Annotated in this window: 16 protein-coding genes; all 16 read left to right on the forward strand. The window is 46.6% G+C overall.

The genetic code is table 11. The annotated features are described in order from the left end of the window. Position 1: 1 nt before the first annotated feature. Complete coding sequence (locus TRNA_RS28150; RefSeq protein ID WP_003180824.1) at positions 2-442, forward strand: hypothetical protein; 441 nt, start codon at positions 2-4, stop codon at positions 440-442. Further along, positions 443-667: a hypothetical protein gene (locus tag TRNA_RS28155; protein WP_003180826.1), complete on the forward strand. Its 225-nt coding sequence runs from the start codon at positions 443-445 to the stop codon at positions 665-667. Beyond that, positions 667-2,013 (forward strand): phage tail sheath family protein, encoded by a 1,347-nt coding sequence (locus TRNA_RS28160; RefSeq protein WP_011197804.1) that lies wholly within the window; start codon positions 667-669, stop codon positions 2,011-2,013. Before TRNA_RS28155 ends, TRNA_RS28160 begins: the two co-directional genes overlap by 1 nt. Before the next feature lies 1 nt (position 2,014). Next, positions 2,015-2,458 carry a phage tail tube protein gene (locus TRNA_RS28165; protein WP_003180830.1) on the forward strand — a complete coding sequence of 148 codons (444 nt, stop codon included), beginning with the start codon at positions 2,015-2,017 and terminating at the stop codon, positions 2,456-2,458. Positions 2,459-2,640: 182 nt separating this feature from the next. Continuing rightward, on the forward strand, positions 2,641-3,090 hold the full coding sequence (locus TRNA_RS28170) for a phage tail assembly chaperone (protein WP_003180832.1): 450 nt from the start codon (positions 2,641-2,643) through the stop codon (positions 3,088-3,090). A 41-nt stretch (positions 3,091-3,131) separates the two neighbouring features. Next, positions 3,132-3,269: a hypothetical protein gene (locus tag TRNA_RS43575; protein WP_003180833.1), complete on the forward strand. Its 138-nt coding sequence runs from the start codon at positions 3,132-3,134 to the stop codon at positions 3,267-3,269. Between the two features lie 3 nt (positions 3,270-3,272). Then, positions 3,273-7,055 (forward strand): transglycosylase SLT domain-containing protein, encoded by a 3,783-nt coding sequence (locus TRNA_RS28175; RefSeq protein WP_011197805.1) that lies wholly within the window; start codon positions 3,273-3,275, stop codon positions 7,053-7,055. Beyond that, positions 7,048-7,704 carry a LysM peptidoglycan-binding domain-containing protein gene (locus TRNA_RS28180; protein ID WP_011197806.1) on the forward strand — a complete coding sequence of 219 codons (657 nt, stop codon included), beginning with the start codon at positions 7,048-7,050 and terminating at the stop codon, positions 7,702-7,704. Before TRNA_RS28175 ends, TRNA_RS28180 begins: the two co-directional genes overlap by 8 nt. A 56-nt stretch (positions 7,705-7,760) precedes the next feature. Further along, positions 7,761-8,741 carry an XkdQ/YqbQ family protein gene (locus TRNA_RS28185; RefSeq protein ID WP_009328734.1) on the forward strand — a complete coding sequence of 327 codons (981 nt, stop codon included), beginning with the start codon at positions 7,761-7,763 and terminating at the stop codon, positions 8,739-8,741. After that, the gene (locus tag TRNA_RS28190) at positions 8,738-9,046 is read left to right on the forward strand and encodes a DUF2577 domain-containing protein (RefSeq protein WP_003180843.1); all 309 of its coding nucleotides are present in this window, start codon (positions 8,738-8,740) and stop codon (positions 9,044-9,046) included. Before TRNA_RS28185 ends, TRNA_RS28190 begins: the two co-directional genes overlap by 4 nt. An 18-nt stretch (positions 9,047-9,064) precedes the next feature. Further along, entirely contained in the window at positions 9,065-9,490 is a 426-nt protein-coding gene (locus tag TRNA_RS28195; protein WP_003180844.1) for a DUF2634 domain-containing protein, read from the forward strand. Further along, complete coding sequence (locus tag TRNA_RS28200) at positions 9,483-10,526, forward strand: baseplate J/gp47 family protein (protein WP_003180847.1); 1,044 nt, start codon at positions 9,483-9,485, stop codon at positions 10,524-10,526. Before TRNA_RS28195 ends, TRNA_RS28200 begins: the two co-directional genes overlap by 8 nt. Beyond that, positions 10,513-11,433 carry a YmfQ family protein gene (locus tag TRNA_RS44410; RefSeq protein ID WP_009328731.1) on the forward strand — a complete coding sequence of 307 codons (921 nt, stop codon included), beginning with the start codon at positions 10,513-10,515 and terminating at the stop codon, positions 11,431-11,433. Before TRNA_RS28200 ends, TRNA_RS44410 begins: the two co-directional genes overlap by 14 nt. A gap of 13 nt (positions 11,434-11,446) precedes the next feature. Further along, a complete protein-coding gene (locus TRNA_RS28210; RefSeq protein ID WP_003180850.1) occupies positions 11,447-11,833 on the forward strand; it encodes a phage tail protein in 387 nt (128 codons plus the stop codon). Positions 11,834-11,848: 15 nt separating this feature from the next. Then, positions 11,849-13,054: a pyocin knob domain-containing protein gene (locus tag TRNA_RS28215; RefSeq protein ID WP_011197807.1), complete on the forward strand. Its 1,206-nt coding sequence runs from the start codon at positions 11,849-11,851 to the stop codon at positions 13,052-13,054. A gap of 44 nt (positions 13,055-13,098) precedes the next feature. Beyond that, complete coding sequence (locus TRNA_RS28220; protein WP_011197808.1) at positions 13,099-14,058, forward strand: hypothetical protein; 960 nt, start codon at positions 13,099-13,101, stop codon at positions 14,056-14,058. The last annotated feature ends 12 nt before the right edge of the window (positions 14,059-14,070 follow it).

Genomic DNA, 14,070 nt, shown 5'->3' on the forward strand with positions numbered 1-14,070 from the left:
TTTGAACGACGAAACGGGATCTGTCATGAATTTCTTTTATCAAGTCTTTCCTGTCGTCTGTTATGAAAAGGAAATACCCGACCACTTTCAAATACCGTCGCTGTATTTTCCTCCCCCTTCTGTTTTTGATGAGAATGATACGGTTTCAACATTTAAAAAAGTCTTCACCCTGAATGTGAAACTGTTTCACCACGATTCGCAGCAGGCCCATGATCATGCCGAGCGCATTGCAGACGCCGTAAGGGAAGCGAGGCACATCATACCGCTCATTGACCGATCGGGTAAAGGCACAGGGGACAGCTTGAGGATCAGCCGGATCGAGACGAGAATAGGGGATTCCGGCACCGCGTCCATTATTATTCAATGGAACAGCCGCTACTGGTACAAACGGGAAAGCGAACTTTCTCTGGAAACAATTGATTTTACAAACGGGGTGAAATAATTGGCAGTCAGCAAAAAAACAAACACCGAAGCAAAAAAGGCGCCTCAAGAGGAACGTGAAGCGCTGTTCTACATCGAAGACCTGAGGGAGCACGCGAAAGAGCTTTTCGGCATTAAGCCGGAAGTTCTCGATGGTGCTCTTTTTCATGTGAAAGAAGAGCAGATTTCAAAACCTGAGGCAAGTCAGCTTATTCAAACATTTTTAGCCAAGGAGGTCATGAATTAATGAACGGCGGAACATTTACACCAGGCAAAGAAAAAGATCGTGCCGGCATTTATTTTAATTTTAAAACGACAGCAGAGGAACGCGTTTCCATCGGGGATCGCGGTACAGTTGCCCTCCCTGTCGTCATGAGCTGGGGGGAGCCGAAAACATTCGTATCGATTTCCAGCATTGAAGACTTAAATAAAAAAGTAGGGTTGAACATCGATGATCCGTCTCTTCTGCTTTTCCGGGAAGCGAAGAAAAACGCACAGACCGTTTTGCTGTACCGTCTGAACACAGGAGCGCCGGCGAAAGCCCAAATCGGCGAAACGCTGAGCGTAACGGCAAAATACGGAGGCGAGAAAGGGAACGACATTTCGATCCGCATTTCCGAAAATGTGCTCGATTCTAAAAAGTTTGATGTCACCACCTTTGTCGGAACAGATGAAGCTGACCGACAAACCGTCAAAACGGCAGAAGAGCTTACCGCAAATGCGTACGTCGCGTTTCAAGGGGAAGGCGCGCTTGAACTGACAGCGGGCACAAAGCTGTCAGGCGGGGAGAACGGAACGGCAAGCGTTGCCGATTACACCGCATTTTTAGATGCTGCCGAAACGGAATACTTCAATACGATCGCACTCCCGGTCGCAGACAATGAACAGCTGAAAGCCACTTTTGCCGCTTTCATCAAACGCCTTCGCGACAAGCAGGGCCAGAAAGTCCAAGGCGTTGTCGCCGATTATGCCGGAGACTATGAAGGCATTATTAATGTAACGGGAGGCGTCGTGCTGGAAGACGGCACTGAAATCACTCCTGAAAAAGCGACGGCATGGGTTGCCGGAGCGAGCGCAGGCGCGACTTTTAACCAGTCGCTGACATTTGTCGAATACGAAGGTGCTGTTGATGTCCTGAACCGTCTGGATGAAGACCAGGTCATCGAACGTCTGAAAAAAGGCGAGTTTTTATTTACATTTGATGCACGCGATCAATCGGTCAGCGTTGAAAAAGACATCAACTCTTTAACGAGTTTCACTGCCGACAAGAACAAAAAATTCTCGAAAAACAAAATCATCCGCGTTCTCGACGGAGTCAACAATGACCTGACCCGCGAGTTAAAGGCTTTAATCAAAGCACGAAAAGCAAGCGGCAGCGACATCCCTGCATCAGACGATGGTTTGCAATACGTCAAAACGCTGATCATTCAGTATATGACGGCGCTTCAGGAAGCCGGCGGCATTACCGGCTTTGATTCTGAAAGCGATATTGCCATTACACTGAATGAAGACCGCGACGGGTTTTTAATCGATTTAGCCGTTCAGCCGGTTGATGCAGCAGAAAAATTCTACTTTAATGTGGAGGTAAAATAGTATGGCATTAAAAGCGCAAAACACGATTTCCGGAAAAGAAGGCCGTCTTTTTCTCGACGGACAAGAGATGGCTCACATCAAAACATTTGAGGCCAATGTCGAAAAGAATAAAGCTGAAGTCAATATTATGGGCCGCCGCATGACCGGCCACAAGACAACAGGGGCAAACGGCACGGGAACGGCGACATTTTATAAAGTCACGTCTCAATTTGTCACGTTAATGATGAACTATGTGAAAAAAGGCGATGATCCGTATTTCACGCTCCAGGCCGTCCTTGACGACCAGTCATCAGGCCGCGGAACGGAGCGGGTCACGCTGTATGACGTGAATTTTGACTCGGCCAAAATCGCCGGTCTTGACGTCGACTCAGAGGCGCTCGAAGAAGAAGTGCCGTTCACATTTGAAGATTTCGACGTTCCTGAAAAACTGAAAGATACGTTTTAAAATAGGAGCCGTATACAACGAGCCCGCTTTTCAAAAATAGACCGCAACAGCCGGTCTATTTCTTCTTTTTTACGGAAGGAACCGATTCAGTAGTCAGGAAATAGGAAGCAAAGCACTCTCGCCAAGCCGAGGGTGCTTTTTCATTGCAAATCCAAAATTGAATGTTAAAGGAGCAAGCAGACATGAGCGAAAAACAAGAAGAAAAAGTATATGATTTATCCTTTTTTATGCCGGGACAAACCGTTGAAGCCGAAGAAATCAAAGTGCCGATCTCAAAGCGGTTCGTCGATAAAAAGGGCAATGTCATTCCGTTTGTGTTTAAGCCGATTACAACCGAGCGCATTGACGAGCTTGAAAAAGAAAATACGACTTATAAAAACATTAAAGGCAGAGGCCGTGTCAAGGATCTAGACACCCAGCGCTTTTACGCCAGAATCGCCATTGAATCGACGATCTACCCTGACTTCCGTTCAAAGGAATTAAGAGAAGCCTATAAAACGGCCGACCCGGTCGAAGTGGCCAAACGCGTTCTCTCCGTCGGTGGGGAATATGCGAACTGGCTCAACAAAGCGATTGAAATCAACGGCTTTGAAGACGATCTTGAAGATCTGGAAGAAGAAGCAAAAAACTAATTAAGGATGGGAATAAAGAAGCGGTGTATCTCTATTTCGCGATGCACGAACTTCACTATTCTCCATCCCAGCTCCGGGAGCTGTACGAAGCCCCAAAACCGTTTAAGGCATTATTATACGGACTCATCAGCTACAAACTTCAACTCTTGGAAAAAGAAGCGCGGAAAGGAGGTACATAATCCATGGCAAAACTGACGGCACGTTTTGAACTTGAAGACCGGGTGTCTAAGAAGCTGCGGAGGATTCAGAAGGGTTTTGCGATTTTAGAAAAGAGAGCAGAACGATTGAACCGGCAAATCAAAATTAACATTAAAACGGAAGATCAAGCTTTTTTTCGGCTTAAAAAACTGAACAATTACCTGATGAGAAAGTTCATTCACTCCGTAAATATTGGAGTGAATATAAATGACCAGGCATCCGCTCAACTAATAGAAATACAAAGAAGATTAAAAAGAATTCCGCCAGAAACAACCGTTAAGTTAACTTTAGCAGACAATGTCTCGCAAAAGTTAACTAAAATTAAAAGGATGCTCTCTAAGCGTGAATATTTCTTATCAATCTCTGCTGAAGACCGTGTAACATTAACTGTTAAAAAAATAATCGGCTATCTTAAAAACAATTTGAAAAAAGGTTATTCAGTTCAGTTATATGTACTTGATAAAGTAACGAAAACAGCAAGCAGAATTGCCTCGCTCCTAAAAAAACTAGAGAAAACGTACATTGTCACAATTGATTTAAACGACAAGGCGACCAACAAAATCAAAAACAAAAAAGTTTCAGGAGAAACATCAGAAGTCAAACACGATAAAAAGGGATCTTTCTTTGAACAAGGAAAAGACTTGTTAGGCGAATGGTGGAAAAAGTCAGGATGGCCTTGGATAAAGGATACTGGGAAGGAAATTGGCAAAGCATTTGTAGATCGATTTAAAGATAGACTGATGGAAAAATTGAACAATGATATTTTTGACAAAGTCATTGATAAAATCTTAGGGCCTCAGTCAACAAAAGGTTCTCAGTCAAAATCAAGCGGACCAGGCCATGGACAATGCTGCTGCTGTTTATATCCGCAGAAAGATCCTCCGAATTCAGCCGGAAATAGGCAAAATGTCTCTGTTTCAGGTTCAAGTGAAGAGCATAAAGGCTGGAATCTAAAAAGCTTATCAAGGGGAATTCTTCCAGCCGCAAAGATACTCTTCTATTTAAAAAGTTTAAGGCCCAACAAAGAGCCCGGTAAACTTGCAAAATTATTAGAGCCCTTAAAACCAATGATTGAAAAATTAAAGCCGCTAGGTAAAAAACTAAGTCCGCTAGGCAAACTTTTGCCGCTTACAGATCTAATCGGCATCAACAAAGATAACGCAGGCGAAAAAATTGGTTCTGTAGGCGGCCGTATGTTAGGAACTTTTGGTGGAGAAGCTGCCGGAATGGCGATCGGAGGATTGGTTGGAGGACCTCCGGGTGCAATGATTGGAGGAGTAGTGGGCGGCTTTGCAGGCGGGATGGGCGGTGAAAAGGCAGGCGGTTCCCTCGGTAAAATGTTTGACACTTCCCAATTGAAGGAAGATCTCATGAACACGCTGTTTAATGGAGACTGGTGGAGCGAACAGTGGGATTCCCTTAGTCAAACCGCTACAAATACATTTTTAAATGGAGACTGGTGGGGAGAAAAATGGGGATCTCTTAAAGAAACAGCCACAAATACGTTTTTAAACGGAAACTGGTGGGCTGAACAAGCCGGCTATCTTTATGGTACTTTGGAAGCTGCATTTTTAGGGCCGTTAAGTAATGTTTGGGGAACCATTGCAGGAACGATCAGCGAGACGATTTTTAACGGAGACTGGTGGAGCGAAAAATGGAACAATGCAGTAACATGGGCGCAGAATACGTGGGACGGAGCTGTCTCTGTTTGGGAATCCATTACAGGAACCATTAAAGACACCGTTTTTAATGGAGACTGGTGGAGCGAAAAATGGAACAATGCAGTAACATGGGCGCAGAATACGTGGGACGGAGCCGTCTCTGTTTGGGAATCCATTACAGGAACCATTAAAGACACCGTTTTTAATGGAGACTGGTGGGGTGAACAATGGGACAACGCAGTGACATGGGCGCAGAATGCGTGGGACGGAGCCGTCTCTGTTTGGGAATCCATTACAGGAACCATTAAAGACACTGTTTTCAATGGAGACTGGTGGTCTAACCAATGGAATAGCGCTTTGGAAAGGGGCAAGAGTATTTTCGAAGGCGCGAAAAGCTGGGTCGGAGAAAAAGTTGAATATTTTCAGAAAGGTCGGGAAAGAGCCCATAAGGATCATGGATTTGAAGGCTATGCCACAGGCGGCTACATCACAAAACCGACCATCTCCTGGATCGGTGAAGCCGGAAATGAATTCGTCATCCCTACGGAAAACAACCGGGGACGCGGGAAGATGCTGCTTGCCCAGGCCGCTACCAAGCTCGGCATGCGCGTTGTTGACGACATGGGGGCCGCGGCGGGAGACGGGGGAGCTTCTTCTCCGGTTTCAAGCACCGCTTCGTATTCGGCTTCTGTGTCGCCTGCTGTCGGTGTCGGGAGTATAGCAGCAGAGGCGCAGGCTTTCGGCCGGGAATTCACCGGCGGTTTTGACAAGGGGATCGGCTCAAACGCTCCTTCCCTTGATCAATGGAAGCAAAAAAACATCAGCAAGCCGTTTAGCAGCCTGCCGGCAGAATCGTCTAACTACGGAAAACAGACGGTTGCCGGGTTCGCTTCCGGGCAAAATGCTTCCGCGACCGGAACCGGCGGTTTTCTTCAAGCAAAAGTAAATGCGCCTTATCAAACAACGGTGAAAACGTCCTCTTCCTGGGGTGCAAATACAGTCAAAAACTTTGCAACCGGGCAAAATGCAACACCGACCGGGACGTCGCAGTATGTTGATAAAAATATCAACAAGCCGTTCCTTGATTCGAAACAGTCGGCTGCAGGCTGGGGGTCAGGAATGGTCGGACACTTTATCAGCGGCATGAATGGAAAAGGCAGCGAAGTTTCTCAAGCTGCAAAAAACTTGGCGAAAAAAGTTGAAAAAGCGTTCCGCGAAGAACTAGATATTCATTCTCCGTCCCGGGTTATGATGAGTCTCGGGCGTTTCGCGTCGGTCGGGATTGTCAAAGGTTTAAGCTCTGTCGATGTCAAAAGTTTTGCGGAAAAACAAGCAGGCTCACTGGCAGCTGCGTTTTCCGGAATCGGAGCCGTCGGCGGAAATGTAAAGTCGTGGCTGATGCAGGCGATCATGGCTACCGGTTCGCCGGTGTCGTGGCTTCAGCCGCTTTCTGTTATTGCTCAAAAGGAATCCGGCGGAAATCCGCGCGCCTATAACGGCTGGGACATTAACGCCAAGCGGGGGGACCCGAGCAGAGGCTTGATGCAGACGATCGGCCAAACGTTTAATGCTTACAAAGGAAAAGGAATGAATGATATTTTCAATCCTGTTCACAACGCGGTAGCGGCCATCAACTACATCAAATCGCGATACGGGTCGCCATTTAACACTCCGGGGATTAAAAGCATGGCAAGAGGCGGAGCTTATAAAGGCTATGCCAACGGCGGCCTGATTACGAGCGAGCAGATCGCCCGCGTGGGTGAAGGCGGCAAACGCGAATGGATCATTCCCGAAGAACGCGGCATCCGCGGCAGATATCTGCTTCAGCGGGCTGCAGGCGCGCTCGGGATGGAAGTGCAAGACCCCGCTGAAGGGTCCGGTTCCATATCAAGTGCTCAGGCGGCTGCAGCCACCACGGGCGGGACCCGATCCCGGCAGCCTGCTGAAAATGGCGCCAAAGAAGTCAACATCTATATTACCGGGGACAATCATTACCACAGTGAGCGCGACCAGGAAACATTGATTGCGAAAATCAAGCGCGCTCTTGTCGATGAGCTTGAACGGGATATTCATATTGGGACGAAAGGAAGCGTAGCTTATGACTAAATCCGTGTACGAATTTTGGCTGACGCAAGGAAAGGAAAAGCTGCGCCTCCCTGTGCTTCCAGAGCAGCTTGACGTCAGCAATAATCTTGCGAACGAATCTGTAAAGGTGTCAAAGTTCGGCGAGGTGACGTTTATCAATGAACCGGGAGCGAAGACGATTTCATTTTCGTCTCATTTTCCGAAAAAGTATTCTCCGCTCTCGGAATACAAAGGGTTTCTTTCGCCGGAGAACGCGATTCTTAAAATCGAGAAATGGATGAAAGCAAAAAAACCGGTTCAATTTCTCGTGACGGGAACGAAGATCAATTTCACATGCAGCATTGAAAACTTTTCGCATCGCGAGGGTGAAAAGGATATCGGCGACCGGGATTTTGATCTCACATTGAAAGAGTACCAAACAGCATCACCCCGGAAGATTAAACAAAAAAAGAAAACGAAGAAAAAACGGCCGTCCAAACTGGCTCCAAAAATGTACACCGTCAAAAAAGGCGATACGCTCTGGCACATCGCAGGCCGTTTTTACGGAAACAGCCAGGAATGGCGGAAAATTTGGAATGCGAACAAGCAGGCGATGATCAAACGAAGCAAGCGAAACATCAAACAGCCGGGACATTGGATTTTTCCGGGGCAAAAGCTGAAAATACCATAAAACGAAGCGCCGGATGAACCGGCGTTTTTCTGGTAAATCAAAAGCAGGGGATAGCGATGATCGAATTATTTGTCATAAAAGAAAGCGAATGGTATGAACTTGTCACCGAAAGCGTCACATTGGAAGGAGAAAGGTACCAGGCGCCTCGTTCGATCGAAGCGTCGATTGTGATCAAGCAGGGAAGCCACAAATATTACAGCGTGCAGGAAGGCGATACCGTTTTATTTAAATGGAAAGGAAAAGAACTGTTTCGCGGAATTGTGTTCAGCAGGGTGCCGAAAGAATATACGCTTACGTTTAAAGCGTACGACATGCTTCAGTACTTGGTGAAAAACCAGGATGTCTATGTATTCTCGAACAAAACGGCCGCTGACATTGTCAAACGAATTGCGAACGACTTTCAAATTCCCAAAGGTTCGATTGCAAACACCGGACATACGATTAAATCGCTCGTCTTTAAAGACAATACGAGCCTGTATGACATTATTTTAAAAGCGCTGCGGGAGACAAAAAAGCAAACCGGAAAAAACTATCAGCTGTATGCCGAAAAAGGAAAGCTGTGTTTACGAGCGTGGCCCGAACCGGAGGATATCTGGGTTTTGGAAACGGGTGTGAACATTACGGATTACGCTTACAGCACGTCAATCGATGAAACGGCAACCCGGGTGAAACTGAGAAAGCAGAAAGATAACAAAACCTATACCGCATCCGCAAGCGATGAAGCCGGTATGAAAAGATTCGGCGTTCTCCAGTACACAGAAACGGTTTCGGATGATATTAACGAGGCGCAGCTCCGCGACCGGGCGAAGAAGATACAGGCTGAAAAGAAAGGCGTCAAAAAAGAGCTGAAAAGCATACAGGCAATCGGCATACCGGAAGTTCAAAGCGGACTGCCGGTTTATATATCGATTCCGGAAGCGGGCATTAAAGAAACCTATTGGGTTGATAAGGATAAACACGATTTTACAGGAACAAAACATGTGATGACGATTGATGTCGTCGCTAAAAACACCATACCTGAAGGAGCGTCTTCATGAAATTAAGCGATGCGATAAAAGAGCTGGCTCTTGGAGCCGTAAACGCTGAATCGCCTGTCGATGTCATGCCGGCTGAAGTCGTGTCCGCGTCTCCGCTCAAGCTGAAGCTCCGCAATCATGATAAATTGGTGATCCCCTCCGACTTATTGGTGGTGGCCAGGCATTTGACAGAGCATACGGAACAGATCCGAATTGACGGAGAAGACAAAACGATTCGCTTTTACAATCAATTGCATGCCGGCGACCACGTGATGATTGCGGCTATGCCTGGAGGGCAGTCTTTTTTTGTAATAGACAGAGTGTAGGAGTAGGAGGTGGCTCGGATGGCTCTTTCGCCGGAAGTATCTTTTGAAGATATCGAGGATGACAGCGATGTGATTGAGACTTCAAAAACGTACAAAATTGATTTTGAAACAGGCAGGATGACGGGTGATATGATTTCGGGGCTGGAAGCCGTGGAACAAATGGTTTGTATGGCGCTGAGAACCGAGCGCTACGCATACGCCGTTTACAGCCATAATATCGGAAATGAACTGCAGGAGGTTCTTTCAGATCATGAAACGACCGACGCTTATAAAGAAATGGAGATACCGAGATTGATCGAGGAAGCCCTCATATACGATGACCGAATTTCGGCGGTGACCGACTTCGAGATTGAGCGTCAAGGCGATGCCTTCCACGTGTCCTTTTCGGTTGAAACCGATGAAGGGACATTGGAAATCGAGGAGGTGATTGGGGAAGATGTTTGAAGACCAGACATTTGAAGAGATCATGGAACGCATGCTTGAGCGGGTTTCAGATGAGATTGACAAACGTGAAAACAGCGTCATTTGGAATGCGCTTGCCCCGGCAGCCGCCGAGCTGGCGCTTTCTTATATTTGGCTTGATCAAGTGCTGAATTTGGTTTATGCGGATACGGCTGAAGGCGAATATTTGGACAGAAGGGCGGCTGAGGCCGGTCTTGAGCGCTATCGGGCGTCAAAAGCCATATGGTCTGCGGCATTTACGGATGGAGTATCGGTTCCCCCCGGAACCCGTTTCTTTCTGGAAGATTTATATTTTACCATGCTCGAAGACGGCAAGCTGGAATGTGAAACAGCCGGGACAAAAGGAAACGCCAATTTTTCGGGGCGGCCTTTGCTTCCGCTCGATACCATTCCCGGGCTTGAAAAAGCGGTTATGGGAAGCCTTGAAATTCCCGGCCGCGACGAGGAGACGGATGAATCCCTGTATGAAAGGTATTTAATCCGCGTCCGTAGGGAAGCGGTCAGCGCGAATCAGCTGCATTACAAACAATGGGCCGAAGAAGTGGACGGCGTAGGCAAAGCGAAGGTCTTTCCGCTGTGGAATGGCGAGGGAACCGTAAAGGTTGTCATTACAAACGCGAAAATGGAGCCAGCCACAGACGCATTAATCGAAAGAGTCAAGCAGTATATCGATCCCGATCCGGGCAAAGGGGAAGGTATGGCGCCGATCGGAGCTTATACCGCGGTTGAAAGCGCGGTATGGAAAGACGTGAGCATATCTGCAAAAATCATACCTGAATCAGGCCGGACGATCGGTGAGGCCAAACAGGAAATTGCAGAAAAAATCACTGAATTATTTAAAGAAATGGCTTTTAAAGAAAGCGTCATCCGTCTCTCGCAGATCAACAACATGATCTATGAATCGTCCTCTGTCAGCGACTATTCGGAAGTCTTCATCAACGGGGAAGCGAAAAATCTGCAGTTGACAGAAACGGAAATTCCAAAGCTGGGGCAGGTGACCATCATTGAGCAAGATTGATGAAATGGCTTTTCACCTGCCGCCATACTTGATGGAAATCCGGGAAATTCAAGAAATTATAACGGCTGAAGCGCCTGAATTTGAGAGGCAAAATCAAGAGATTTTCGATATGACGGACCAGCTTTTCGTCACGACGGCCACATGGGGGCTGGACAGGTGGGAAAAGATTTTGAATGTCAGACGCGAGGCTTCGGACGGCGTCGATATTCGAAGGGCCCGTCTGTTAACCAAGATGTCCAATATTCCGCCGATTACAAGCCGCTCGATCGAGCGCGCGGTTAATGCTTTTTTAAAACAGCCGTCCGCATCCGTCAGACTGACGGCCGGACGGTATCATTTTTTGCTGAGTGTAAACGGAGAGGATCTGCAGTTTATACCTTCAATCATTCAAACCGTCAATCATATGAAGCCCGCCCATTTGGCTTATACATTCCGGGGCGGGTTTCATTATGAATGTCGGCCGCCGAAAAGCGTTCATGACAGGCTCGTTTTAAGAAGCAAAAACGGCTTTTTCGGTACGATACCGGTCTATTTGGACGGACAGTATCTGCTTGATGATGCATTCTACTTGAACGGTTTTCGAGAAATCGACGGACTGCCCCGCAGGTTTAAACAGCAGCTCACACTGCGCCACAAGAAGCGGCAATACATTCGGTCCGCCTCCAGCTTTACGATAAAGACGGCCGCTGAAAACCGGCGGAAACAGCAAACAAAAGCTGGCATGAAAACCGGCATTACCAATCAAAACAAAAAGGTCCAATCCTTCAAAATCAGCTGCAAATGCGAACATGAATTTAAGCAAGCAGGCGCGCTTGAAATGAGAGAGAAGTGGTGGACGCTAAACGGCGCATTTTTGCTCGACGGTACAAAGCAGCTGGCAGCAGCGGCGCAAAAAATCGCATTGTAAAGGAGAAATCAAAATGGCACAACAATTAACAGTGACAACGCTTTATGCGAGACAGCAAATGGCAAAAGCACGGGCTGAGGGCGGCAAGCTCACCAAAATCACAAAAATGGCTTTCGGAAACGGAGGTACAAACGATAAAGGCGAACCCGTTCCTCTGCAGGGCAACGAACAGGCCCTGAAAAACGAACTTCTGCAAAAGGATATCGACGGCTTTGCCTTTATGGAGCCGGCGAAAGTCCGTTATACATGTACATTGGGAGAAAGCGAACTCGCAGGGGAAACGATCAACGAGCTCGCCCTTGTCGATGAAGCCGGAAAATTCACAGCGGTCAGAACGATGACAGACAAGCAGAAAGACGGCGACATCGAGTTCGTCTTTGAAATCGACGACATTTATTAAAGGAGCTGAAACAAGGTGGACATCCAAAAACCGAGACGCTTTGAAACAACAGACCGCGCCCATGCCGACTTGTTCAACGAAGCGATAGATCAGCTGAATGTAAACGATGAACGGATTGCAAAGCGGGCTGAGGAAGCTGAAGAAAGGGCTAAAACGTATACTGATGCCCATGCTAACGACCATTCGATTCACATCACCGACAAAGAGAGGGAAAAATGGAGCGCGGGGCAGTTATATAAAATAACCGAAAATAACGGAAAAGTCTTTTACAGAGGCAGTTCAGAAACAACAGATTTTAACACTTTGACAGAAACCGGCATGTATCTCATCTATAATGAAGGAATCAACTCGCCACCTTCATCAAATCGGATATTTTTGCTTGTCATGAGTTTCGGCAATACCTTGGTTCAGGCAGCTTATGAATCGTACAAAGGGACACAGTCGTATTTTAGATTCAGAAAATCCGATTCAACAACATGGACGCCATGGCAGACCCAGGAAACGACCAGTGGAGCACAGGCCAAGGTTGATGCTCATGAACAAAATACGAATCTCCATGTGAATGAAGATGAACGGGAAAAATGGAACAATGCACAGTTATATAAAATTACTGATAATAATGGAACGCGCACAAAACTGCCGGATGGAACGGATTTATTAACGCTGCCGACAGGTTTTTATTATGCTATGGGCCATGTTGTTCAAAACAACCCTGTAGAAAACGACAGCTCCTGGTTTAATTACGATGTAATTGAAACTGGCGCTGGAAGAAAGACCATCCATGCGTGGCGGAGCTATGATAATACTTTATGGCATGGAACAGTTCACACAGATGGACAGTTTCGAGAATGGAAAAGAGTAGTCACAAACGCCGATTTAAACGTTGCTTGGCAGACTCCAACGTTGACAAATGGATGGAAACAGTATGGGTCGCACAAAGTCCGGTTTTGTAAAAATATGCTTGGAGAAGTCGAAATTATCGGATCAATAACGGGCGGGACGATTGGCTTTGATATTCCTGCGTTTACGCTGCCTGAGGGGTTCCGCCCGATTCAAGCGATGTACTTTATAGGTGTTGCATCAAGTATAGGTACTGGGTCAATACCGCAAATCCACCGGACACTGATCGATACTGACGGAAGGGTATGCATTCAATCCAGTTCAAATACAGTAAATCCAAACGAGTTTATTACTTTCGGGTTTAAGTTTAGAGCTGCATAGCAAAATGAATAGATTACTTTTTCACAGAGGAGGGTTAATATAAATTGGACATCCAAAAACCGAGATCTTTCAGAACGACGGACAGAGCCCATGCCGATTTGTTTAATCAGGTTATCGACCAGCTGAATGCAAATGATGAGTCGATTGCACAGTTTGCCGCCGAAGCTGAACAACGTTCAACTGCCTATACAGATGCACACATTTCGAACAAAGGTAACCCGCATGGTGTAACAAAATCCCAGGTCGGTCTGGGGGAAGTGATCAATAAAAGACAGGCCACAAAAGATGAGTTTGACTTGCATCATAACGATCAAACACGGCATGTTACTGAAGATGAGAGAAATAAATGGAATGGAAGTCAAATTTTTAATATTACCGGGGACAATGGACAAGCAAAGGTATATATAAGCGCCGAAGATGACTTTCAAACGATCCTACCTCAGTATACCGGACTGATACATTTTACGGCAGCCTCAGGAGCTATAAACGGACCAGGTGCGGCCGTTCGAGGGATTTGGACTTGCAACGCTTTAGGTAACTATGGTCAAGCGATCGCGTTTGACAATGCAAATAGAACCTATCGGAAAACAATAGCCGGGGGCAACTGGACTGACTGGACAGAATTAATTTCCGCGGAGAGTCTCGAGGCAAAGTTGGCGAACTTAACTTGGCACTTTCCAACGCTTTTAAACGAATGGGTTAATTATGCGGACAGCACTAAAGTTCGTTATACAAAAGATGCCACAGGTACGGTATTTGTTGAAGGTGCAATAGCAAAAGGGAAAATTGGTTTTAATATACCTGCATTCGTATTGCCGAAAGGATATCGGCCGTCCCGCGCTTTTCAGTTTGTAGGTGTAGCATCTCAATTGGGCATGTCCAATACTCCGCAGTATCATAGGCTGCAAGTGAGTGTTGATGGTAATGTCGTGATCGAAAACTGCTCAAATACAGTAAATCCAAATGAATATATCAGTTTAGGATTTAGTTTTAAGGCCGCATAAAATATGAAAGAG

This window comes from Bacillus licheniformis DSM 13 = ATCC 14580, assembly GCF_000011645.1.
GTDB classification, from domain to species: domain Bacteria; phylum Bacillota; class Bacilli; order Bacillales; family Bacillaceae; genus Bacillus; species Bacillus licheniformis.